Origin of the sequence: Pseudomonas sp. ChxA (assembly GCF_030263855.1) — a bacterium.
Classification (GTDB): Bacteria; Pseudomonadota; Gammaproteobacteria; order Pseudomonadales; family Pseudomonadaceae; genus Aquipseudomonas; species Aquipseudomonas fluorescens_CB.
Window position 1 is genome coordinate 993,065 of the sequence record NZ_JARPMK010000002.1, and the last position, 23,091, is coordinate 1,016,155.

General features: G+C 60.6%; 17 protein-coding genes. 6 read left to right on the forward strand and 11 right to left on the reverse strand.

Annotated elements, in window-relative coordinates; translation table 11 throughout:
- Positions 1 to 98: 98 nt before the first annotated feature.
- From P5706_RS30340 to glyA, 4 genes are read right to left on the reverse strand one after another with little or no spacing between them, the layout of a single operon-like run.
- The gene (locus P5706_RS30340; RefSeq protein ID WP_285683999.1) at positions 99 to 3,116 is read right to left on the reverse strand and encodes a sarcosine oxidase subunit alpha; all 3,018 of its coding nucleotides are present in this window, start codon (positions 3,114 to 3,116) and stop codon (positions 99 to 101) included.
- A complete protein-coding gene (locus P5706_RS30345) occupies positions 3,113 to 3,415 on the reverse strand; it encodes a sarcosine oxidase subunit delta (protein ID WP_056857790.1) in 303 nt (100 codons plus the stop codon). Before P5706_RS30345 ends, P5706_RS30340 begins: the two co-directional genes overlap by 4 nt.
- A 15-nt stretch (positions 3,416 to 3,430) precedes the next feature.
- Positions 3,431 to 4,681, reverse strand: a complete 1,251-nt coding sequence (locus P5706_RS30350) for a sarcosine oxidase subunit beta (protein WP_010207084.1) — start codon at positions 4,679 to 4,681, stop codon at positions 3,431 to 3,433.
- A 22-nt stretch (positions 4,682 to 4,703) separates the two neighbouring features.
- A complete protein-coding gene (glyA, locus tag P5706_RS30355; protein WP_285684003.1) occupies positions 4,704 to 5,957 on the reverse strand; it encodes a serine hydroxymethyltransferase in 1,254 nt (417 codons plus the stop codon).
- Between the two features lie 318 nt (positions 5,958 to 6,275).
- On the opposite strand from glyA, the gene P5706_RS30360 reads away from it, so the two are divergent.
- Both P5706_RS30360 and P5706_RS30365 read left to right on the forward strand, forming a co-directional pair.
- Complete coding sequence (locus P5706_RS30360; protein ID WP_285684004.1) at positions 6,276 to 8,477, forward strand: hypothetical protein; 2,202 nt, start codon at positions 6,276 to 6,278, stop codon at positions 8,475 to 8,477.
- Positions 8,478 to 8,485: 8 nt separating this feature from the next.
- A complete protein-coding gene (locus P5706_RS30365; RefSeq protein WP_285684006.1) occupies positions 8,486 to 9,559 on the forward strand; it encodes an NAD(P)/FAD-dependent oxidoreductase in 1,074 nt (357 codons plus the stop codon).
- On the opposite strand, the gene P5706_RS30370 is transcribed toward P5706_RS30365, so the two are convergent.
- On the reverse strand, positions 9,524 to 10,252 hold the full coding sequence (locus tag P5706_RS30370; protein ID WP_285684007.1) for a TraX family protein: 729 nt from the start codon (positions 10,250 to 10,252) through the stop codon (positions 9,524 to 9,526). The genes P5706_RS30365 and P5706_RS30370 overlap by 36 nt on opposite strands.
- Before the next feature lie 90 nt (positions 10,253 to 10,342).
- Here P5706_RS30370 and P5706_RS30375 point away from each other — a divergent pair, with 90 nt between their 5' ends.
- From P5706_RS30375 to P5706_RS30385, 3 genes are all read left to right on the forward strand, one after another.
- Positions 10,343 to 11,383, forward strand: a complete 1,041-nt coding sequence (locus P5706_RS30375; RefSeq protein WP_058422311.1) for a threonine aldolase family protein — start codon at positions 10,343 to 10,345, stop codon at positions 11,381 to 11,383.
- 183 nt (positions 11,384 to 11,566) lie between these two features.
- Positions 11,567 to 11,767 (forward strand): hypothetical protein, encoded by a 201-nt coding sequence (locus tag P5706_RS30380; protein ID WP_017137985.1) that lies wholly within the window; start codon positions 11,567 to 11,569, stop codon positions 11,765 to 11,767.
- A gap of 136 nt (positions 11,768 to 11,903) precedes the next feature.
- Positions 11,904 to 12,437 carry an REP-associated tyrosine transposase gene (locus P5706_RS30385; RefSeq protein WP_285684010.1) on the forward strand — a complete coding sequence of 178 codons (534 nt, stop codon included), beginning with the start codon at positions 11,904 to 11,906 and terminating at the stop codon, positions 12,435 to 12,437.
- A gap of 367 nt (positions 12,438 to 12,804) precedes the next feature.
- On the opposite strand, the gene gbcB is transcribed toward P5706_RS30385, so the two are convergent.
- Positions 12,805 to 13,905, reverse strand: a complete 1,101-nt coding sequence (gene gbcB, locus P5706_RS30390) for a glycine betaine monooxygenase reductase subunit (RefSeq protein ID WP_200430371.1) — start codon at positions 13,903 to 13,905, stop codon at positions 12,805 to 12,807.
- Positions 13,906 to 14,188: 283 nt separating this feature from the next.
- Here gbcB and gbca point away from each other — a divergent pair, with 283 nt between their 5' ends.
- Positions 14,189 to 15,484, forward strand: a complete 1,296-nt coding sequence (gene gbca, locus P5706_RS30395; protein ID WP_200430372.1) for a glycine betaine monooxygenase oxygenase subunit — start codon at positions 14,189 to 14,191, stop codon at positions 15,482 to 15,484.
- A gap of 832 nt (positions 15,485 to 16,316) precedes the next feature.
- Here gbca and etfB read toward each other — a convergent pair.
- From etfB to P5706_RS30420, 5 genes are all read right to left on the reverse strand, one after another.
- On the reverse strand, positions 16,317 to 17,087 hold the full coding sequence (etfB, locus tag P5706_RS30400; RefSeq protein ID WP_285684012.1) for an electron transfer flavoprotein subunit beta: 771 nt from the start codon (positions 17,085 to 17,087) through the stop codon (positions 16,317 to 16,319).
- A 10-nt stretch (positions 17,088 to 17,097) separates the two neighbouring features.
- The gene (gene etfA / locus P5706_RS30405; protein ID WP_285684016.1) at positions 17,098 to 18,318 is read right to left on the reverse strand and encodes an electron transfer flavoprotein subunit alpha; all 1,221 of its coding nucleotides are present in this window, start codon (positions 18,316 to 18,318) and stop codon (positions 17,098 to 17,100) included.
- Positions 18,318 to 20,261, reverse strand: a complete 1,944-nt coding sequence (gene dgcB, locus P5706_RS30410) for a dimethylglycine demethylation protein DgcB (protein WP_285684018.1) — start codon at positions 20,259 to 20,261, stop codon at positions 18,318 to 18,320. The genes etfA and dgcB overlap by 1 nt, the downstream gene beginning before the upstream one ends.
- 167 nt (positions 20,262 to 20,428) lie before the next feature.
- A complete protein-coding gene (gene dgcA / locus P5706_RS30415; protein WP_200430376.1) occupies positions 20,429 to 22,489 on the reverse strand; it encodes a dimethylglycine demethylation protein DgcA in 2,061 nt (686 codons plus the stop codon).
- Positions 22,490 to 22,505: 16 nt separating this feature from the next.
- Complete coding sequence (locus tag P5706_RS30420) at positions 22,506 to 23,036, reverse strand: DUF5943 domain-containing protein (RefSeq protein WP_219269688.1); 531 nt, start codon at positions 23,034 to 23,036, stop codon at positions 22,506 to 22,508.
- Positions 23,037 to 23,091: the final 55 nt, after the last annotated feature.

Below are 23,091 nucleotides of genomic sequence, written 5' to 3' on the forward strand. Positions count from 1 at the left end.
GACTGTTGCGGCCTCATCGCGGGCAAGCCCAGCTCCCACAGGGGAACGCATTCCAAATGTGGGAGCTGGCTTGCCTGCGATGCAGGCGCCTCGGTCTATCAGATGTTCTGGCGATCGCCTTTCGGGTCGAAGAACACCGAGGACACAATCTCTGCCTCGATCACGCTGCCATCCGCCTGCGGTGAGAACACCCGCTCACCCATACGCTTCAAGCCGCCCTTGACCACCGCCATCGCAAACGAATAACCCAGCGAGTTGTGCGCATAGCTTGAGGTCACGTGGCCGACCATCTTCATCGGGATCGACTGTTTAGGGTCGAACACCAACTGCGCGCCTTCCGGCAGCCATACATTCGGGTCAACCGGCTTCAAGCCCACCAACTGCTTGCGCTCTTCACGCACGCAGTCTTCGCGATTCATCCCGCGCCAGCCGATCCACGAGAACGGCTTGGTACGACCTACGCACCAGCCCATGTTCAGGTCGTCCGGGGTCATCGAGCCGTCGGTGTCTTGCCCGACGATGATGAAGCCCTTCTCGGCCCGCAGTACGTGCATGGTCTCGGTGCCGTACGGCGTCAGGTTGTACTTCTTGCCTGCAGCGACGATCTGCTCCAGCACGCCCATGGCGTAGTCGGCCTGCACGTTGACTTCATACGACAGCTCGCCGGTAAACGAGATACGGAACACCCGCGCCGGTACGCCGCCAACCAGGCCTTCTTTCCAGGTCATGAACGGGAAGCCGTCCTTGTCCAGGTCGATGTCGGTGACTTCCGCCAGCAGCTTGCGGCTGTTGGGGCCGGACAAGGTCATGGTTGCCCAGTGGTCGGTGACCGAGGTGAAGTACACCTTGAGGTCTGGCCACTCGGTCTGTTGGTAGATTTCCAGCCACTGGAGTACGCGGGCCGCGCCGCCGGTGGTGGTGGTCATCAGGAAGTGGTTGTCGGCCAGGCAGGCGGTTACGCCGTCGTCGAAGACCATGCCGTCTTCCTTGCACATCAGGCCGTAGCGGGCCTTGCCCACGTCGAGCTTGGTCCAGGCGTTACTGTAGATGCGGTTGAGGAACTCGCGGGCATCCGGGCCTTGAATGTCGATTTTGCCCAGGGTGGACGCATCGAGCAGGCCGACGCTGTCGCGCACGGCCAGGCATTCGCGCTTCACGGCGGCATGTAGGTCTTCACCGTTGCGCGGGAAGTACCAAGGGCGTTTCCACTGGCCGACGTCTTCAAACTCGGCGCCGTTTTTGACGTGCCAGGCTTGCAGCGCGGTGTAGCGCACCGGCTCGAAAATGTGCCCACAGTGACGGCCCGCGACGGCGCCGAAGGTCACCGGCGTGTAGTTGGGACGGAACATGGTGGTGCCCATCTGCGGGATGGTCACGTTCAGCGAACGGGCCGCAATGGCCAGGCCGTTGACGTTGCCGAGCTTGCCTTGGTCGGTGCCGAAGCCCAGTGCGGTGTAGCGTTTGACGTGCTCGACCGATTCGAACCCTTCGCGGGTCGCCAGCTCAATCGCAGCGGCGGTGACGTCGTTCTGCAGGTCGACAAATTGCTTCGGCGCGCGTGCGGTCGGTTTGTCATGGGGCACTTGGTAGATGCCCAGGGTCGGCTCTTCCAGACGGCTCAAGGCTTTTGGCAGTGTGCCTTCCACCGGCGCAAACCCGGCTTCGCTGGCCGCGCGTACGCCGCCTTCAAAACCATCGGCCAGTGAATCACCCAGGCCGTACACGCCATTAATACCACCGACACACACGCGTTTTTGCGGTGCTTCGCCCGGTACGAAACCGAGGATGTCTTCACGCCAGGTCGGCTTGCCGCCCAGGTGCGAAGCCAAGTGAACCACTGGGCTGTAGCCGCCGGAGCTGGCCACCAGGTCGCAGTCCAGCCACTCGCCGGGGCTGGTGACTTTATGCGCTTTGACGTCAATCGCCGCCACCCGCGCAGCGGTCACGTGCTTGCTGCCACGAGCTTCGATCACGGCGCTGCCGGTGAGGATGCGAATACCTTTGGCGCGGGCTTCCTCCACCAGGGCGCCACGTGGGTTGTGGCGCACATCAGCCACGGCGACCACTTGCAGGCCCGCATTGAGCCAGTCCAGCGCGACGCGGTAGGCGTGGTCGTTGTTAGTCGACAGCACCAGTTTTTTGCCCGGTGCCACGCCGTAGCGGCGCACGTAAGTGGAGACTGCTCCGGCGAGCATGTTGCCCGGCACGTCGTTGTTGCCGTACACCAGCGGACGCTCGCAAGCACCGGTCGCCAGCACCACACGTTTGGCACGCACACGGTGGATGCGCTGACGCACCTGGCCAATCGGCGCACGGTCACCGAGGTGGTCGGTGAGGCGTTCGTGGATGGTCAGGAAGTTATGGTCGTGGTAACCGTTGACGGTGGCACGCGGCAGCAGCACCACGTCCGGCAGGGCTTTGAGTTCTGCGATCACACTGGCAACCCACTCGGCCGCCGGCTTGCCGTCGAGGCTTTCACGCGAGTCCAGCAAGGAGCCGCCGAATTCTTCCTGTTCGTCAGCAATGATCACGCGGGCACCGCTGCGCGCAGCGGCCAGTGCAGCGGCCAGGCCAGCAGGGCCGGCACCCACAATCAGCACGTCGCAGTGACGGTTGAAGTTGTCGTAAGTGTCCGGGTCGTTCTCGGTCGGCGAGCGGCCAAGGCCCGCAGCCTTACGAATGTACTTCTCGTAGGTCATCCAGAACGATTGCGGGTACATGAAGGTTTTGTAGTAGAAACCCGGCGGCATCAGCTTGCCGCCAACCTTGCCGAGAATGCCCATCACGTCGTTGTTGACGTTCGGCCAACCGTTGGTGCTGGTGGCGACCAGGCCCTGGTACAACGCCTGTTGCGTGGCGCGCACGTTGGGAATCTGGGTGGCTTCGGTAGCGCCGATTTGCAGCACCGCGTTCGGCTCTTCGGCGCCGGCGGCAAAAATGCCGCGAGGGCGCGAATACTTGAAGCTGCGGCCGATGATGTCGACGCCGTTGGCCAGCAGGGCTGCGGCCAGCGTGTCGCCCTCAAAGCCTTTGTAGCTCTGGCCGTTGAAGGTAAACGTCAGGGCTTTGTTACGGTCGATGCGACCACCGTTGGACAGGCGATTGATCTGGCTCATACCTTCTCTCCAGAAGCCTTGGCGGTGAATTGCGGCTTGCTGCCAATCTTGTAGGTTTCAAGAATTTCGTAGGTCAGGGTGTCGCGGGTGGCGTTGAAGTACTGACGGCAACCGGCGGCATGAATCCACAGCTCGTGATGCAGCCCGCGCGGGTTGTCACGGAAGAACATGTAGTCGCCCCACTCTTCATCGGTGCAGGCGTTCGGGTCCAGCGGGCGCGGGATGTGCGCTTGGCCGGACGCGTGGAATTCCTCTTCGGAGCGCAGTTCGCCACAGTGAGGACAGAAGATATGCAACATAGGGAATTTCTCCTGTTAGTGGGCGACGGCCGCAGCGCCATGCTCATCGATCAACGCACCGTTGTGGAAACGGTCGATGGAAAAAGGGGCTGCCAATGGGTGCATTTCACCCTTGGCCAGGCTGGCGGCAAACACGTTGCCTGAGCCCGGCGTGGCCTTGAAGCCACCGGTGCCCCAACCGCAGTTGAAGAACATGTTCGGCACCGGGGTCTTGGAGATGATCGGGCAGGCGTCCGGCGTGGTGTCGACGATGCCGCCCCACTGGCGGTTCATGCGCACCCGCGACAGCACCGGGAACATTTCGACGATGGCCTGGATAGTGTGTTCGATCACCGGGTACGAGCCGCGCTGGCCGTAGCCGTTGTAGCCGTCGATACCGGCGCCGATCACCAGGTCGCCCTTGTCGGACTGGCTGATGTAGCCGTGCACGGCGTTGGACATGATCACGCTGTCGATAATCGGCTTGATCGGTTCGGACACCAGCGCTTGCAGCGGGTGGGATTCGATCGGCAGGCGGAAGCCTGCCAGCGAGGCCATATGCCCGGAGTTACCGGCAGTGACCACACCCACGCGCTTGGCGCCGATAAAGCCCTTGTTGGTTTCGACGCCGATGCACACGCCGTTTTCCTTGCGAAAGCCGATCACTTCGGTCTGCTGGATCAAGTCCACGCCGAGGGCGTCAGCCGCACGCGCGAAGCCCCAGGCCACGGCATCGTGGCGGGCTACGCCGCCGCGACGTTGCACGGTGGCGCCAAGTACCGGGTAGCGGGTGTTTTTTGAGCAGTCGAGGTAGGGAATCTCGTCGGCCACTTGCTTGGCGTTGAGCAACTCGCCGTCCACACCGTTGAGGCGGTTGGCGCTCACGCGGCGTTCGGAGTCACGGATGTCTTGCAGGGTGTGGCACAGGTTGTAGACGCCACGCTGGGAGAACATCACGTTGTAGTTCAGGTCCTGGGACAGGCCTTCCCACAGTTTCATCGCGTGTTCGTACAGGTGCGCCGACTCATCCCACAAGTAGTTGGAGCGCACGATGGTGGTGTTGCGCGCGGTGTTACCGCCGCCCAGCCAGCCTTTTTCGACCACTGCTACGTTGGTGATACCGTGTTCTTTGGCCAGGTAGTAGGCCGTTGCCAGACCATGCCCGCCGCCGCCGACGATAACCACGTCGTAGACCTTTTTCGGCGTGGGCGTGCGCCACATTTTCTGCCAGTTTTCGTGGTGGCTGAGTGAGTGCTTGAAGAGGCCGAAGCCCGAGTAGCGTTGCATAGTCATTACTCCAAAACCGCGCTCAGCGATAAACCGGGAAATCAGCGCACAGGGCAGACACGTGCTTGGCCACGTTGGCCTCGACATCGGCATCGCCGAGGTTGTCGAGGATGTCGCAGATCCAGCCGGCCAGTTCGATGCATTGCGGCACCTTGAACCCACGCGTGGTCACCGCCGGGGTGCCGATACGCAGGCCCGAGGTCACGAACGGCGACTGCGGGTCATTCGGCACGGCGTTCTTGTTGACGGTGATGTGGGCGCGGCCAAGGGCAGCGTCTGCATCTTTGCCGGTGAGGCCCTGGCGGATCAGGCTGACCAGGAACAGGTGGTTATCGGTGCCGCCGGACACCACGTCGTAGCCGCGCTTGATAAACACCTCGGCCATGGCCTGGGCGTTGTCGATCACCTGCTGTTGATAGGCTTTGAAACCTGGCTCCAGCGCTTCCTTGAAGCACACGGCCTTGCCAGCGATGACGTGCATCAGCGGGCCGCCCTGGGCGCCGGGGAACACGGCAGCGTTGAGTTTCTTTTCAATCGCTTCGTTGGCCTTGGCCAGGATCAAACCGCCACGTGGACCACGCAGGGTCTTGTGGGTGGTGGTGGTGACCACGTCGGCGTACGGCAGCGGGTTCGGGTACAGGCCGGCGGCAACCAGGCCGGCGACGTGGGCCATGTCGACGAACAGCAGTGCGCCAACCTTGTCGGCGATCTGACGGAAGCGTGGGAAATCCAGGGTCTTGGAGTAGGCAGAGAAACCCGCCACGATCATTTTCGGCTGGCACTCGACGGCCAGGCGCTCGACTTCGTCGTAATCAATCAGGCCGGTGTCGGTATTGATGCCGTACTGCACGGCGTTGTACAGCTTGCCCGAAGACGACACCTTGGCGCCGTGGGTCAGGTGGCCGCCATGGGCCAGGCTCATGCCCAAAATGGTGTCGCCGGCATTGATCAGCGCCAGGTACACCGCACTGTTGGCGGACGAACCGGAGTGCGGCTGGACGTTGGCGTAATCAGCGCCGAACAGTTGTTTGGCGCGCTCGATAGCCAGGGCTTCAACCTTGTCCACGTGCTCGCAGCCGCCGTAGTAACGCTTGCCTGGGTAGCCTTCGGCGTATTTGTTGGTCAGGCCGCTGCCCTGGGCTTGCATCACGCGTTTGCTGGTGTAGTTCTCTGACGCGATCAGCTCGATATGATCTTCCTGACGCTGCTCCTCGGCATTCATCGCCGCCAGCAGTGCGTCGTCATATCCCTGGATCTGGTCTTGTTTGCTGAACATCGCGTCTCTCCCAGCCTTTCGTATTGTTAAGGCCCATGCAGGGCCCTTTGATGCGATGGTAGGGCTGGCGCAGAGAGGTCAAATGCCTACGCACGCCACGCAAAGGTGCGTTTACGACATGGCTTGACGGGTGGGTGATAAAACACTGGGATGGCTTGGGCCGCCTGAAGATTTAGAAACAGAAACCTGACACTTTAAGCCTCGCACGCCTGAAAACTTGGCTACGCTTGCCAATCAAACAGCGCCAGCTTATGCATTCGACGCATTCACTGTTCAATCCAGAAGATTGAACGCCCTACACCGTCGAGGAATGCAGGCATGGCGCTACTTAACCAAGTGATGGCTATTTGCAAACGCCTGGCCCCCCATGGCTGGCACACTCTGTTGCTTCACCACGGTCTCGACATCCTGGCAACCAACCTTGAGGCCGAACTGGGTAAAACACTGAAACCAGACCGCACACTGGCGGGCTTTGAAGACTTTGCCCTGGCCGCAACACGTGGCATTGAACCTGGCCAACCCGCACACAGCCTGCTGTACCACGCACTGGCCCACCCCAACGTGACAAGCGATGCCAAGGGCGGCCCACTCCAGGTGTATCCCACACCGGCAGAGCTTGAAACCGTCCTAAACTACGTTTACGCCCGGCAGGCGCCCAGCCTTGCGCAACTGAGGGCGCGTGCCAATGGAAGGCCCATGGCAGTCGTCGTGTTTGCGCTGGAATACCGCGCAGCACCGGACACGGTGCACAAGGTTCAGGCCGATTTGTGTTTTTCGCGGACCGGCATAGCAAGGGTCGGCAATGCCGCGGCGTTGTACGACGCTTCAAGCAGAGGCTTCCTGCCTTTTGTGGAAGGCGACGATCACGCTATCCGGGTCTTGCCGGCGCGCTACGCTGCCTACATCGCCGTGCAGCTTAAGGGCGACAGGGCGCGTTTTGGGCCTATGCGTTTTGGCGTCAACGCCGATGACGCAACGATCGATTTCTGGGTGCCATTGCATAAACTGTTCAACGGCAATGAATGCATTGCCGGTATGACGCTGGACGTGGAACTCCACGCACAGCACAAAAACGAAAAAATACGCCGCATACACCTAGAGTTGAAGCCAGATTCGGGTTGGGCAGAACCCGATATCAGCCAGCCGCCCTTTGTCATAACCGAAGGCCTCGCCGATTGGCTACCCGAGCACGCCTATGGCCTCGGGTTAATAGCTGCTACGCCCCATAAACACTTGGTTGAAGCGGCTCAATACCAAGGCAAGCCCTTGTCATTCAATGTTCCAAATGACCCCTTCATTTCTGTTTCCAGCTTAGCGATGAGCCCTGATTCGCCGGCATTCGTGCATATTCGACATAAAGTCGATGGTGCAGGAAACATCACCAACCTCAATCGTCGGCCAGACATGCTGACCCAACTGCGCAAGGGCGGCTTCAAAGCCTTGCACTACCTGGACTTTACCGCCGATGGATCGATTCAAGCCCGATGCACAGCGTTGGACGCCACGATCCCAAAACGCGTGGCGGCGTATTCACTGGTCTGTGCACCTGACTTTTATCCCCAGTGCGAGCAACGGCACCTGCTGGAATGGCTCGAAACTCTGGATCCTGATACTCGACGCAATATATTTGCCGTTCAACCGCGCTGCCTGTCCGACTCGCGCTTCCCCGGCAACATCCAGTCTTTTCCGACGTCATTTTCCGGCGCCGACGTGAGCATTACGGCGATTGTGGCCCCGCTTGATACTTCGCCTTCCTCGGCCGTGCGCCAACCGAAAGTAGTCTCTGCAAAGCGCGCTTCCTGGCTTACTGATGCTGGGGCTGGGGTGTTTGCGCCCGGTTGGGATGTGGGCATCGGCTTCGACGGAGACGATTTGAACGGGGTGGCGCACTTGGCGGCTTACACACTGGGCAGCCCGTTCCCTGAGGACGCCAAGCTCTGCGCAGCACTGAGCTCATTCTGGCCAGCTGTCGCACCGGACTCAGCACAATCCTATGAGCCGGGAGGCAGAGCGGGCCCAACGATAAAGCCGATGCTGGATCAGGAGATCGGCAAAAGTGGCGGTTTCCCGTGGGATGGCGTACCCGCTCCAAAAAAATACGTCGCCAATAACGCGCCCCACAGAGCGTACGAAACTTACTTCTATACCGACTACACAGAGAACGCGCTGAACGGGAAGTTCTCATTGGCACTCACAGGCAAAGTCGACTCACAGGAATATCAACGACGAATCGATGCCTTTCGGCGAGTCAAACTGTCATTGGGTGCCACGTCCAGAAATTGGTTTATCGACACATTCAGCCTGGCAACGCCCGGCGACTCCAACGTCGTTACGCTGAACACAAACCTGCAAGTTGGCCCCAACGACATAGGCTACCGAATTGAAGTGTTTCGCTACACGCCGGTTGAATCACCCGCGTTTGACCAAGCGCGTATCAGGCTGACGGAAACCTTTACGTATTTGGTATGGCCGCACGTTATGTTGCGCCAACAGGGTGTCAGACCCTGGCAGCGCGTTTAGGCTTGGCCATGCCCGACAGCGCAGGCCGCTATGACGTGATCATAATCGGTGCCGGCCCGGCGGGTTGCTCGGCGGCCATTTCCTGCGCTCAACAGGGCTTGAAGGTGGCACTGATTGAGCGCCTGTCTTTTCCGCGACACCGCCCGGGCGAAACCCTGCACCCCGGCATAGAGCCGCTGCTTCAGCAACTGGGCGTGGCTGAAAAAATCCGTGGCGATACCTTCATCCGGCCTGCGGGTACTTGGGTAAAGTGGGACAAGGAACGACACTTTGTGCCTTTCGGGCAAGACCAAAGCGGACCATGGCGGGGGTTTCAGATTCCCCGAGCAACGCTGGACGGGTTGCTGTTGGATCAAGCTGTCGCCTTAGGTGTCCACGTCCTGCAACCCTGCCAGGCAAAGAGCGTGTTGCAGATAAAAGATCGAGTGGTAGGCCTCCAGACCCAGGCCGGGCAACTGTTTTGCAGGCACCTTATTGATGCCAGTGGCGCTCATGGCTGGCTGGCACACCAATTAAGGCTGACCTCGCGTCGCTGCTCGCCGCCGCTGACAGCCGTGTATGGCTATAAGCGAGGAACAGTCCAGGAGAGCGCCCTCGGCATTTTCGCAGACCCATCGGGCTGGTATTGGACGGCTCACATCGGCCAGCAGCTTTATCACTGGACGCGATTGCGCTTTTTACACGATAAATCGCCGAAGATAGCTGCTGTTCCGGCCTGCTTTGAACAATTACCCTGTGAAGGAACGATCCGGGGGGCCGATGTCACTTGGTCAATCTGTGATCAGGCGGCGGGTAATGGCTATTCCATCATCGGAGACGCCGCCAGCCGGTTGGACCCGGGCGCCTCACATGGCGTACTTAAGGCGCTGATGTCCGGCATGATGGCTGCGCAATGTATTGTCGATGAAAGCGCCAACCCCATGCACAGGCAGGCTATTTCACTTCAATATTGCCAATGGCTGCGGGATTGGTTCGAGCGCGACGTACAAAAAATGCGCGACTTCTACGCAGCTCATCCGTTTCCACCTTGTTGGCTCGGGTCGACGTCAGCCAATAGCCTTTCGAACCACCCACAAGAGTAAAAAATGTAAGGGATACAGCGCATACGCCCAGCGACGCATGGCCGGTGGCGAGACGTTTTTGCCGTATCGCAACAAGGCCAGACCCGCCAAGGGTGCAATCAGGCAAGCGGCCAACCCCATAAGCGCCACAGGCGTGCCGCTATTGAGCAGGATCTGCCACTGATTACCCGCCAGGCAGACCAAACCCGGCAACAGGCTGAAATACCAAGGGCGGCGAAACACCAGCAGCATCGCCAGCGGCAGTAACACACCGAAAAACCCGAACATCAGCTGGGCAGAAAACAGCGCCGCGATGACTAGGGCAATCAGCGCCAATCCTCGATCAAAAAACGCCTTCTGCTGCCATCCTCGGGCAACCAGTAACCCCAGCGCCAATGTCGGCAACACGTTCAACGTATCGGCATCCTCGATAAACAGCCGGTAGGGCACTTCACTGATAACACTGAACAGCAACAGCCAGCCCAGGTAGCGCCATTGGCCGGTCACGGGAGCATGGGCGACACGGTGCAAATTGGCCGCAATCGCCAGGCAAAACCACGGGAACGCCAGACGTCCCGGCACGTACAGACCGTCCAGGCTCAAACCGACATATCGCAAGTGGTCCAGTACCATGCTCAGCAGCGCCAGCCACTTGAGCAGATCCAGTGCGCCATCACGGACGCGTCCGACAGCCAACGTGTGTGTACCGTGCATAATTCCCCAGTGACTTTGCATTTACAGTGCGTGCGTACCCGCGACAATCTTGGTTACAGTGCGCACCAACATCGACCACAGGAATGGGCCATGACTGACAAGAGCCAACAATTCGCCAGCGACAACTATTCCGGCATCTGCCCGGAAGCCTGGGCCGCCATGGAACAAGCCAACCAGGGCCATCAACGCGCCTACGGCGATGATGAGTGGACCCACCGTGCCGCCGACGGTTTCCGCAATTTGTTCGAAACCGACTGCGAAGTGTTCTTCGCCTTCAACGGTACAGCAGCCAACTCCCTGGCGCTGTCTTCGCTGTGCCAGAGCTACCATAGCGTGATTTGCTCGGAAACCGCCCACGTCGAAACCGACGAATGCGGCGCGCCGGAGTTTTTCTCCAACGGCTCCAAGCTGCTCACCGCGCGCACCGAAAACGGCAAGCTGACTCCGGAATCGATCCGCGAGATCGCGCTCAAGCGCCAGGACATCCACTACCCCAAACCGCGCGTGGTCACCCTCACCCAAGCCACGGAAGTGGGCAGCGTGTACACCCCGGAAGAAATCCGCGCCATCAGCGTCACCTGCAAAGAGCTGGGCCTGAACCTGCACATGGACGGCGCGCGTTTTTCCAACGCCTGCGCGTTCCTCGGCTGCTCCCCGGCCGACCTGACCTGGAAAGCCGGTGTGGATGTACTGTGTTTCGGCGGCACCAAAAACGGCATGGCCGTCGGCGAAGCCATCCTGTTCTTCAATCGCAAACTGGCTGAAGACTTCGACTACCGCTGCAAACAGGCCGGCCAACTGGCCTCGAAAATGCGCTTTCTCTCCGCCCCATGGGTCGGCCTGCTGGAAAACGACGCTTGGCTCAAACACGCCCGCCACGCCAACCACTGCGCGCAATTGCTCAGCAGCCTGGTGGCGGACATTCCCGGCGTGGAACTGATGTTCCCGGTACAGGCCAACGGCGTGTTCCTGCAACTCTCGGAACCGGCCATCGCGGCGCTGACGGCCAAGGGCTGGCGCTTCTATACCTTCATTGGCAAAGGTGGCGCACGGTTCATGTGTGCGTGGGATACCGAAGAGGAACGTGTAAGAGAATTAGCCGCAGACATCAGGGAAGTGATGAACGCTTAAGTCTTACGAATACTGGCGCATTGCCGAGACTGTTATTTGGTGTTTCTGACAGCATCACAGCCCATTTTCATCGACTAGCCTCTTGGAACCCGAAAGGAAAACGCCGCTGCAGCGGCCACCTTTCGGGAAAAACTGCCTGCCGAATAATCGGCCGGAAACGGAAATCCAGCAGAGGGTTAGACCATGGAAGTTCAATGCTACAACACTAAAGCGTTGCAGGAAGGCAGTCTCAGCACCACGTTTGTGAGCTGGGATGAGTTCAGGAAACTGGCGAAAGTCGGTGACACCATCAGGGAGCCTTCAAGAACCCTGGTCATCACCGAAAAAACCTTTGAACTGACAGCGTCAGGTGAGCAGTTCGCCATACAGATCTACGCACGCTAACCAAGCTGACCCGATCGCCCCCCGCGCTCGCGCGGGGGCGATTAACCGAATGTACATGATCGTTCCCACGCTCTGCGTGGGAATGCATCCCCGGACGCTCTGCGTCCAAGCCGCACCCAGATTCAAGGACGAATCCATGGGCAGAAGCCGATACGTCATCACCGAACCCGAAAAGCCGCACTTCCTCACCTGCACCGTCATGGAGTGGCTACCGCTGTTCGCCCGTGACTACATCGTTGGTCATCTTTTGGACTGCTGGCGATATCAACAAAACCACCATGCCTTGAATCTCTTCGGCTACGTCGTCCTCGAAAACCACTTGCACTTCCTCGCTCAGGCCCCCGACCTCGGCAAGTGCGTGAGCCAATTCAAATCCTTTACCGCCCGTACCATCATTGATGATTTGCAGCGCCGAGGCGCAGAGCGTGTATTACAACGCCTGCGGTTCAGCAAACGGGCGCACAAGGCAGACCGGGTTTATCAACTTTGGCAGGAAGGCTCACACGCTGAGTTGGTGTACAGCGAGGGGGTGATGCACCAAAAGCTTGATTACATTCACCACAACCCGGTGAAACGAGGATATGTGGACCTAGCCGAACACTGGCGGTATTCCAGTGCGCGCAATTACGCAGGGCAAGAAGGACTCATCGAAATTCAACAGTGGCACTAGTGATCGTTCCCACGCGGAGCGTGGGAATGCCTCCTGGGGCGCTCCGCGTCCCGCCCTGTGGGTATGACTTGAATACTGGGCACTGTGTGACGCGGAGCGTCACGGGCTGCATTTCCACGCGGAGCGTGGGAACGATCGGGGGGGGGACACTCGACCAGCTCGTTCCCACGCTCTGCGTGGGAATGCCTCCTGGGGCGCTCCGCGTCCCGCCCTGTGGGCATGCCTTGATACTGGGCACTGTGTGACGCGGAGCGTCACGGGCTGCATTCCCACGCGGAGCGTGGGAACGATCGGGGGGGACACTCAACCAGCTCGTTCCCATGCTCTGCGTGGGAACGCCTCCTGGGGCGCTCCGCGTCCCGCCCTATTAGAACTCGATACGCACGTCACCCTTCGGCACGCTGCAGCACGACAGGATGTAGCCTTCGGCTTCGTCTTCCTCGGTGATCCCGCCGTTGTGGTCCATCTCGACCTCCCCGCCCAGCTTCATCACCTTGCAGGTCCCACAAATGCCCATGCCGCACGCCTTGGGAATCAGCAGGCCAAGCTTGGCCGCGGCCGCGTGCACGGTTTCGCCTGGCGCCACACGAATGCTTTTGCCAGAGGCGATAAATTCCACCTGATGCAGGTCTGCCAGGTCGATCTCTGGCGCGTCCGCGGCTTGCTCGGCTTGTTCCACCGCATCGGCGCGGGCTTCCGGTGGCGTAGCGCCGAAGGATTCCTCGTGATAGCGCGTCATGTCAAAGCCGGCAGCCTCCAGCAGGCGTTTCACCGCGCTCATGTAGGGCGTAGGGCCGCAGCAGAACACTTCGCGCTCAAGGAAGTCCGGCACCATCAATTCCAGCATCTTGTGGTTCAGGTAACCGCGATAACCCGCCCAGGGCTCGCCCAGACCGTGTTTTTCACAGATCAGGTGCAGGCTGAAGTTGTCGATCCGCGACGCCATGTGCTCCAGCTCGCGGTGGTAAATGATGTCTTTGGGCGAGCGGGCGCTGTGGATAAACGTCATGTCGACATTCGCGTTGGTGTCGTAGAACCAGCGCGCCATGGACATTACCGGCGTGATACCGACACCGCCACTGAGGTACAGGACCTTGGGGCTTGGGAAGTCGATGGCATTGAACAGCCCGACCGGCCCGTGCACTGCCAACTCCTGCCCTTCATGCAGGGTGTCGTGCAGCCAGTTGGAAACCCGCCCACCCGGCACGCGCTTGATGGTCACCGAAAAGCTGTACGGCACCGACGGCGAACTGGAAATGGTGTACGAGCGCATGATCGGCTGGCCTTCGATCTCAAGCTCCAGGGTGACGAACTGCCCCGGCTTGAAAAAGAACAAAATCGGCTGGTCAGCCATGAAGCAAAAGGTGCGCACGTCCCAGGTTTCCTGGATGACTTTGACGCAACGGACGATGTGCCGACCATTGGCCCAGGTCTGGGTGGTTACCGGGTTCAGGAAATTGTTGGACATGCTTGCTCTCCACTGCCGATGCTCGGCTTTATGGTGGCGATTCTGCGTAACGCCGGAACCGCCCATTTACCTATCTGCGACATTCACATACTTATCGCGACCAGCCCCCATACCACGGGGCTTGCGCGTCGGGATCAGAGTGGGCCATGTCGCTAATGGACAAGGTTCGGTGCATCGGCGGCCCCACACTCGCTGGCAACAACGACGCTTTCTTTACGCCTTGCCGCAAAACCTGATTAGCCACTTTCGCCGGCCACACAGAATGGCCATGAGGACACACACGATGGACGTCACCGCAACCTTAAGCTTGGGCGATCCGCTGGAACCCGCACGCAAGGCCACCGCGCAAATGCTGCAAGAGCGCGAGCGCACTTTTTCGCTGCCGCAGCCGTTCTACTCTGATGAGCGGTTGTTTGATATCGACATGCAGGAGATCTTCCAGAAAGAGTGGTTGATCGCCGGCATGACCTGCGAGATCCCTACCAAGGGCAACTACATCACCCTGCAAATCGGCAAGAACCCGATCATCGTGATCCGCGGCGCCGACGGCGTGGTGCATGCCTTCCATAACGTGTGCCGCCACCGGGGTTCGCGCCTGTGCACCAGCGACAAGGGCAAGGTCGCCAAGCTCGTCTGCCACTACCACCAGTGGACCTACGAGCTGGACGGCCGCCTGCTGTTCGCCGGCACCGAGATGGGCGCCGACTTCGATATGAAGCAGTACGGCTTGAAGCCGGTGAACGTGAAAACGGCCGGCGGTTACATTTTCATCAGCCTGGCCGAAAACCCGCCGGCCATTGATGACTTCCTGTCGACGTTGAACCACTACATGGAACCCTACGACATGGAGAACACCAAGGTGGCGATTCAAACCACCTTGTTCGAAAAGGCCAACTGGAAGCTGGTGCTGGAAAACAACCGCGAGTGCTACCACTGCAACGCATCGCACCCGGAACTGCTGAAAACCCTGCTGGAATGGGACGACGTCACCGACCCGCGCGCCGACCAGGCGTTTAAAGATCACGTCGCCGCCTCCGCCGCTGCGTGGGACGCCGAAAAGATCCCTTATGCCCACGCCAGCTTCGGCCTGCGTAACCGCATCGTGCGCATGCCGTTGCTCAAAGGCACCGTGTCGATGACCCTGGACGGCAAACAAGGCTGCGCCAAGCTCATGGGCCGCATCAAGAACCCGGACCTGGGCTCGATGCGCATCCTGCACCTGCCGCATTCGTGGAACCACTGCATGGGCGACCACATCATTGTGTTCACCGTGTGGCCGATCAGCGCCCAGGAAACCATGGTCACCACCAAGTGGATCGTGCACAAGGACGCCGTGGAAGGTGTGGACTACGACGTGGACCGCATGCGCCAGGTCTGGGACGCCACCAATGACCAGGACCGCCGCCTGGCCGAAGAGAACCAGCGCGGGATCAACTCCACCGCGTACCAGCCGGGCCCGTACTCCAAGACCTATGAATTTGGTGTGGTGAACTTTGTCGATTGGTACAGCGAGCGGCTACTGAACAACCTGGGCGCGGCGCCCGCGCCGTATCTCAAGGGCGTAGCCGCTCACGAGTAACTGACACACCAAAGATCAAACTGTGGGAGCTGGCTTGCCTGCTCCCACATGTAAATTGGTCACTGTTCAAATTTCGATCAACCCCCTTACAGCCCTTTGCCAATCTACCCTCCAGACTTCGCCCAACAACTTATCCACAAAGCCACCCACAGCAATTGTGGGCAAGTGTGCTGAACCCCCGAAATTAATTGAAGAAAATCCGTGACTTATTCAAGTCGTGCGGTTTCAGACACACCTGATCACTAATTGACCAACCCCTTAAAACCCACTGAATACGTGGCCTGCAGCAGTACGCGAACACCTTATCCACAGAAGCACCAACAGACTTTGGGGGCAACTTTGCACGCCTTGTGGAAAACCGTACCAAACCAGCATGAATCGGGGGTATTCAGGGGTTTCAGCAAGCGAACAAGCCAAATTGATCATATTTTGATCACACCACTGAAAGCCTTTGTTTATAAGGCTCCCAGCCGATAGCGAACATCTTATCCACAGAAGCGCCAACAGACTTTGGGGGCAAGTTTGTTCAAGCTTCCACTCTCACCCAGGGAAAAACCCAAGCAAAAACCGCCAGTTAGCCTGGTTGTTTTTCGTACAGAGGGCTGCAGGGCTTGATTAGCCGGGGGTGTGGACAACCGCGAACAGGTTATCCACAGGCGGATCAACAGGGATTGTGGGTAATCCGGACGATGCATCGTAAAGACAGTGTGGCGGGCGAGCTTTCTGTGGGAGCTGGCTTGCCTGCGATACAGGCACCTCGGTCCATTAGTCAGACCGAGGTGATGCTATCGCAGGCAAGCCAGCTCCCACACAAGCCAGCTCCCACAGGTAATCAGCGCACCACGCCTTCTTCAATGAGTAGCTTCAGAATCGCTTCCGCGCCCGCCTCGGGGCTAAGACCTTTGAGCACTTGGCCACCGCCACCGCTGGCCTTGGCGGTCGCCGCCTTCATCCGGTCCGCGCCGCTCTTGGCCTTGATCACCTTGAGGCGCTTGGGCCGGGGCTTGGCCGGTTGCAACACTGCGCCTGTGAGTAACTCATCGTGTTCAACCTCGACCTCATGGGCCGCCAGCTCACCACGTTGCGCCGGGCCATAGGCGCTTTGCCGTGGCTTGGGAGCGGCGTTATCCACAGTCGCCAGGAACGGCAGGCGCACCTTCAGGCGCCGCCGCTGCCCACGCGGCAAAGCTTGCAGCACATGGGCCACGCCGCCGTCGATGGACTCCACGTGCGCCAGCCCAACAATCAGCGGCCAACCCAATTGCTCGGCCAACAGAAACGGCAGCATGCCTGAGCCTTCGCCGGTTTCCGCCTGGCTGCCGGTGAGCACTACGTGGGCACCGGCATCGCGCAGATAATCACTGAGCACCGGCAAGGCGTCGCTGCCCGCTGGTTGTTCCAACACCTGCAACTGCGGCAGGCCCATGCCCAGGTAGCTGCGCAACGTCGGCTCGTTAACGTCACCGGCATGCAGCACCTGCAACTTATCCCCAGCCAGCTGCAGGCCCAACTCAACAGCGCGTGCATCTTGCTCGGCGCGACGTGGTCGGCCAGAGGTCGGGTGGGCGCCGATGGACACCAGGCTGATTACATTCGTGGTCATAGTCATGTCCCTAGGCTGCATCGCGCTTGGCGCCGTTGCGGTACACCTGCACCGCCTCGATCAAGGCTTGCAGAATCGCGGCGCTTTCGCCGATCACCGACAGGTCGGCACGCTTGATCATGTCGCAGCCAGGGTCGAGGTTGATCGCCACCACCTTGTCGCAGGCACCGATGCCTTGCAGGTGCTGGATCGCCCCGGAAATGCCCACGGCCACGTAAACCCGTGCCGTGACCCAGGTGCCGCTGGCGCCAACCTGGCGATCACGCGCCATAAAGCCATCGTCCACCGCTACCCGTGACGCGCCTTCGGTGGCGCCCAGGGCGGCGGCGGTCTGGTGGAACAAAGCCCAATCTTTTACGCCATTGCCGCCCGAGAAAATAAACTCCGCCTCGGCCATCGGAATCGCCCCAGGGTCGACCGCCACGGCGCCGAGATCCTCGATGCGCGCCAAACTGCGCGCCAAGGCTGTGGATAACTCCACGGGCAAGGCTTCGTGACGGGTTTCGCTGACTGGCTCGGCGCATTCCACTGCTGCCAGAATCAGGCGCGGCAATGGCCGGGCCAAATCCTCCTGGCCGGCACCGGCGCGGCCGATGCACTCTTCGCCCTTGATCTGCCAGACGCGTGTGGCTGGGCGCTCCTTGAGGCTCGCGGCAAAACGCCGGCCCAATTCGCCGCCGCCACTGCGGCTGTCAGGCAGCAACCAATGGCGTGGGTTGAACTGGTTATCCACAGCCCGCAAGCCCTGGACGCGCTGCTCCGGTGAATAACCCTCGAACTCGCGGCCTTCCAACACCAGCAGGCGATCGACGCCCGCCGTGGCAAAAGCACTTTCTTTATGTTCGCCAAACACCACCGCCAGCACTGCACCGTCGCTGCCGGCGAGTTGCCGGGCCAGGCCGAGCAAATCGCGGTCGTGGCTGCTCAGGCGGCCACCAACCATGTCCGGCACCACGTTGATGTAGAACGCCGGCGCTGGCACCTGGTGCAGCGGCAACTGCACTTGCACCGCCACTGTGCGCTTGGCCGCGCCGCCCTGCTGGGCGCCGCTGCGGTCGATACGCTTGATGCCGTTGGGGCCGATAAACCCCACGCCATGTACATTTTTGCGGATGACGCCGTTCGGCCCCATCCAGCTGTGTTGCACCGGCTGCATGGCCGCGTGCAACGGGTGCAGGCGGTTGCGGGCGATCCATTCGGCCCGTGGGTCGCGGCGGATAATGTCGCTCATCAGTGCACCTCCGCAGGTTGACGCTTGATGGGTGCCTTGGCCGGTGTGGCGTCTTCAAGCAACGCGTCGGCGACCAGTTCAGCGATGTCCTTGATCAGTGGCCGTGGCTCGACCACGCCCTCAAGCATCGCGGTGCACTGCGGGCAACCCACAGCGACCAGCTCGGCACCGGTTTCGCGGATGTCGTCCATGCGCATATCCGGGATCCGCTGCTTGCCGGGAATATCGGTGATCGGCGCACCGCCACCGCCGCCGCAGCAGCGTGAACGGAAACCCGAGCGTTGCATTTCCTTGACCTCGATACCCAACGCCCGCAGCACTTGGCGCGGCGCCTCGTATTCGCCGTTGTAGCGGCCCAGGTAACACGGGTCGTGATAGGTCACGCTGTTGCCCTCATGCTGGCCCAGGTTCAGCGCGCCCTCGCCGATCAGTTCGGCCATGAAGGTGCTGTGGTGCTGCACGACATAATTACCGTTGAAGGCGCCGTATTCGTTTTTCAGCACGTGAAAGCTGTGCGGGTCGCAGGTGACGATGCGTTTGAAGCTGTACTTGGCCAGGGTCTGGATGTTGCGTGTGGCGAGCAATTGGAACGTGGCTTCATCGCCCAGACGCCGCGCTACGTCGCCGCTGTCGCGCTCTTCAAGGCCGAGCACGGCAAAGTCGACCTTGGCCGCTTTGAGCACTTTGACGAAGGCGCGCAGGGTGCGTTGGTTACGCATGTCGAAAGCACCGTCGCCGACCCAGAACAGCACATCGGCGGTGCCTTTTTCGCTAAGCAGGGGCAGGTTCAGGTCCGCCGCCCAGTTGAGGCGACCGCCCGGTGCGAAGCCGCCGGGGTTGTCGGTGGCGATCAGGTTTTCCAGGACTTCGGCGCCCTTGTTCGGCGTGGCGCCTTTTTCCAGGGTGAGGTGGCGGCGCATATCAACGATGGCGTCGACGTGCTCGATCATCATCGGGCACTCTTCCACGCAGGCGCGGCAGGTGGTGCACGACCACAGGGTGTCGGCGTCGACCAGGCCGTTGACGATCGGCTGGTGCGGGTTGCCGGCGTGCTCGCCGATTGGCTTGCCAGGGTACGGGCTACCGGCGAACTTGGCATCGGTGCCACCGGCCAGGCCGACGACCATGTCCTGGATGAGTTTTTTCGGGTTCAGCGGCTGGCCGGCAGCGAACGCCGGGCACGCGGCTTCGCACTTGCCGCACTGCACGCAGGCGTCGAAGCCGAGCAGTTGGTTCCAAGTAAAATCCTTGGGTTTTTCCACGCCCAATGGCGCGGATTTGTCGCTGAGGTCGAGCGGTTTCAAACCCGTGGAGCGGCCGCCGCCAAAACGCTCGGCGCGGCGGTGCCAGGCCAGGTGCAAGGCACCGGCGAAAGCGTGCTTCATCGGCCCGCCCCAGGTCATGCCGAAGAACATTTCGCTCACGCCCCACAGCACGCCCACGCTCAACAGTGCCGCGAGCAGCCAACCGCCGAAATCAGCCGGTAGAATCCCGGCCACCGGCAAGGTCACCAGAAAGAAGCTCACCGAGAACGCCATCAGGCTTTTCGGCAGGCGCATCCACGGGCCTTTCGACAGGCGTGATGGCGGGTTACGCCGACGCAGGTACACGAAGGTGGCGCCGACAAACATCAGCACCGAGGCCAGCAGCAACGCGTAGCCGAGGATACGGTTATGCAGGCCAAAACCGTGCACCAGAATGGCCAGCAACGCCGACAGCACAAAGCCCAGGGCGGTGGCGACGTGGGTGTTGGCGATGTATTTGTCGCGGGCGACCACGTGGTGCAGGTCGACCATGTAGCGCTTGGGCATGGCCAGCAGGCCGCCCAGCAAGTCGACCTTGGAAGCACGCCCACGGCGCCACATGTTTACCCGGCGCAGGGCGCCGAGGGCAGCGAGGCCGATGGCTGCAAACAAGAGAATAGGAAGCAAGGTGTTCAACATGGTGAAGCTCCCAAAGACCACACAGGTCTTGCATGGGAACCGGATAAAGGTGGGAGCTGGCTTGCCTGCGATGGCATCGCCTCGGTGTCACTCAAGACCGAGTCGCCTGCATCGCGGGCAAGCCCGGCTCCCACATTGACCGGTTCCCACAGTGGTTCGGTGGTTGCCTAGAAATCCTTGCACAAGCGCAGGGCGTCATAGATCGCGGCGTGGGTATTACGCTGCGCCACACAGTCACCAATGCGGAACAGCAAGTACCCGTCACCCGCCTCGCTCAAGCACGGCTGCGGCTTGATCGCGAACAAGGCTTCAACATCAATCTGGCCCTTGTTGCGCGAACCTTCCTTGAGCCCGTAGTAAATGGCCTCGTCCGGGCGCACGCCGTTCTCGACCACTACCTGGTCAACCACACGTTCTTCCTTGGCGCCGGTGTATTCGTTCTCCAGCACGGCCACCAGCTTGTCGCCCTCGCGGTAGACCTTTTCCAGCATCATGTCGCCGGTCATGATCACTTCTTTGGGGTACATGCTGCGGTAGTAAGTCGGGAACGACGTACCGCCAATCGCCACGCCTGGCTTGATGTCGTCGGTGACGATTTCCACCTGGCTGCCTTTGTCGGCCAGGAAGTCGGCCACCGACATGCCGGTGAACTCGCAGATGGTGTCGTACACCAACACGTTCTTGCCCGGCGCCACTTTGCCGTCGAGCACGTCCCAACTGCTGACCACCAGGCCTTCAGCGGCGCCCCAATGTTCGTTCTGCTCCACATTCGGATGGCCGCCCACTGCCAGCACCACGATGTCTGGGCGCAGGTCGAGGATGGTCTCGGCATCCGCCGCCACGCCCAGGCGCAGGTCGACTTTCAAGCGCGCCAACTCCAGCTGGAACCAGCGGGTGATGCCGGCGATCTGGTCACGTTGCGGGGCTTTGGAGGCGGTGGTGATTTGCCCGCCGATAAACTCTTTCTTCTCGAACAGGGTCACGTCGTGGCCACGTTCGGCCGCGACCCGCGCAGCTTCCATCCCCGCAGGGCCGGCACCGACCACCACGACTTTGCGTTTGACCCCGGTGGATTTCTCGATGATGTGCGGCACGCCCATGTATTCACGCGAGGTCGCGGCGTTCTGGATGCACAGCACGTCCAGCCCTTGGTACTGGCGGTCGATGCAGTAGTTGGCGCCAACACACTGTTTGATCTGGTCGATCTGGCCCATCTTGATCTTGGCGATCAGGTGCGGGTCGGCGATGTGCGCACGGGTCATGCCGACCATGTCCACATAGCCGCCTTCCAGAATGCGCGTGGCCTGGTTCGGGTCCTTGATGTTCTGCGCGTGCAGCACCGGAACCTTGACCACTTCCTTGATACCGGCCGCCAGGTGCAGGAACGGCTCCGGCGGGTAGCTCATGTTGGGGATCACGTTGGCCAGGGTGTTGTGAGTGTCGCAACCCGAGCCCACCACGCCGATAAAATCGAGCATGCCGGTGTCGTCGTAATACTTGGCGATCTGCTTCATGTCCTCGTGGGACAGGCCGTCCGGGTGGAACTCGTCACCACACAGGCGCATGCCCACGCAGAAGTCGTCACCGACCTCGGCGCGCACGGCCTTGAGCACTTCCAGGCCGAACTTCATGCGGCCCTCGAAGGTGCCGCCCCATTCGTCGGTACGCTTGTTGACCCGCGGGCTCCAGAACTGGTCGATCATGTGCTGGTGCACCGCGGACAGTTCCACACCGTCCAGGCCACCGGCCTTGGCGCGCTTGGCGGCGCTGGCGTAGTTACCGATCACGCGCCAGATTTCTTCCGGCTCGATGGTCTTGCAGGTAGCACGGTGCACCGGCTCACGCACGCCGGACGGTGACATCAGGGTTGGCCAGTTAAAGCCGTCCCAGCGCGAGCGACGGCCCATGTGGGTAATCTGGATCATGATCTTGGCGCCATGCTTGTGCATGGCGTCGGCCAGGTTCTGGAAGTGCGGGATGATGCGGTCGGTGGACAGGTTCACCGAACTCCACCATTCCTGCGGGCTGTCGATGGCCACCACCGAGGAGCCGCCACAGATCGCCAGGCCGATACCGCCCTTGGCTTTCTCTTCGTAGTACTTCACATAGCGGTCGGTGGTCATGCCGCCGTCGGTGGCATACACCTCGGCGTGGGCGGTACTGAGCACGCGGTTGCGGATGGTCAGTTTGCCGATCTGGATCGGCGCAAACATTGCTTCGAAAGCCATGGCACGGTTCCTCGACTTACAACGGCTTGACGGTGAACAGGCCGTCGTCGTGGCCCTCTTCGGAGCCTCCGTAGACTTGCTCGGCTACAGTGCGGATCTGGCTGCCACGCGCCTGCAGAATCTGGTCCATGGCACCGGCAAACCAACCGGTGAACATGTAGTCCACTTTGCGCCCGACCTTGCCGTACACATAGACGAACGCCGAGTGTTCCAACTTGACGCTGGCGGTGCCTTTGTCGAGGTCGATGTCCTGGATCTTGAACAGACCCCAGCCGCGTTGCGACAGGCGCTTCATGTAATGCTCGAACACCGCAACGCCTTCCAGGCCGTGGCATTCAGCTTCTTTTTCACACCAGTGCCAGGCGGACTTGTAGCCAGCCTTATAAAGGATTTCGGCGTAGGCATCGCTGCCCAGCACTTCTTCGATACCCATGTGGTTGTTGACGAAGAAGTGGCGCGGCACGTACAGCATTGGCAAGGCGTCGGAGGTCCATACACCGGTTTCACTGTCGACTTCGATAGGCAATTGCGGGGCGATTTTGGCCATGGAAACTTAACTCCAGAAAATTCTTGGTAGTGCCCCCGACACGAACGGCCGGGGG

Bases quoted from the DNA above. Each gene is read 5' to 3' on its own strand.
- P5706_RS30340 (WP_285683999.1), bottom strand. From the start codon at position 3,116: ATGAGCCAGATCAATCGCCTGTCCAACGGTGGTCGCATCGACCGTAAC.
- P5706_RS30345 (WP_056857790.1), bottom strand. From the start codon at position 3,415: ATGTTGCATATCTTCTGTCCTCACTGTGGCGAACTGCGCTCCGAAGAG.
- P5706_RS30350 (WP_010207084.1), bottom strand. From the start codon at position 4,681: ATGCAACGCTACTCGGGCTTCGGCCTCTTCAAGCACTCACTCAGCCAC.
- glyA (WP_285684003.1), bottom strand. From the start codon at position 5,957: ATGTTCAGCAAACAAGACCAGATCCAGGGATATGACGACGCACTGCTG.
- P5706_RS30360 (WP_285684004.1), top strand. From the start codon at position 6,276: ATGGCGCTACTTAACCAAGTGATGGCTATTTGCAAACGCCTGGCCCCC.
- P5706_RS30365 (WP_285684006.1), top strand. From the start codon at position 8,486: ATGCCCGACAGCGCAGGCCGCTATGACGTGATCATAATCGGTGCCGGC.
- P5706_RS30370 (WP_285684007.1), bottom strand. From the start codon at position 10,252: ATGCACGGTACACACACGTTGGCTGTCGGACGCGTCCGTGATGGCGCA.
- P5706_RS30375 (WP_058422311.1), top strand. From the start codon at position 10,343: ATGACTGACAAGAGCCAACAATTCGCCAGCGACAACTATTCCGGCATC.
- P5706_RS30380 (WP_017137985.1), top strand. From the start codon at position 11,567: ATGGAAGTTCAATGCTACAACACTAAAGCGTTGCAGGAAGGCAGTCTC.
- P5706_RS30385 (WP_285684010.1), top strand. From the start codon at position 11,904: ATGGGCAGAAGCCGATACGTCATCACCGAACCCGAAAAGCCGCACTTC.
- gbcB (WP_200430371.1), bottom strand. From the start codon at position 13,905: ATGTCCAACAATTTCCTGAACCCGGTAACCACCCAGACCTGGGCCAAT.
- gbca (WP_200430372.1), top strand. From the start codon at position 14,189: ATGGACGTCACCGCAACCTTAAGCTTGGGCGATCCGCTGGAACCCGCA.
- etfB (WP_285684012.1), bottom strand. From the start codon at position 17,087: ATGACCACGAATGTAATCAGCCTGGTGTCCATCGGCGCCCACCCGACC.
- etfA (WP_285684016.1), bottom strand. From the start codon at position 18,318: ATGAGCGACATTATCCGCCGCGACCCACGGGCCGAATGGATCGCCCGC.
- dgcB (WP_285684018.1), bottom strand. From the start codon at position 20,261: ATGTTGAACACCTTGCTTCCTATTCTCTTGTTTGCAGCCATCGGCCTC.
- dgcA (WP_200430376.1), bottom strand. From the start codon at position 22,489: ATGGCTTTCGAAGCAATGTTTGCGCCGATCCAGATCGGCAAACTGACC.
- P5706_RS30420 (WP_219269688.1), bottom strand. From the start codon at position 23,036: ATGGCCAAAATCGCCCCGCAATTGCCTATCGAAGTCGACAGTGAAACC.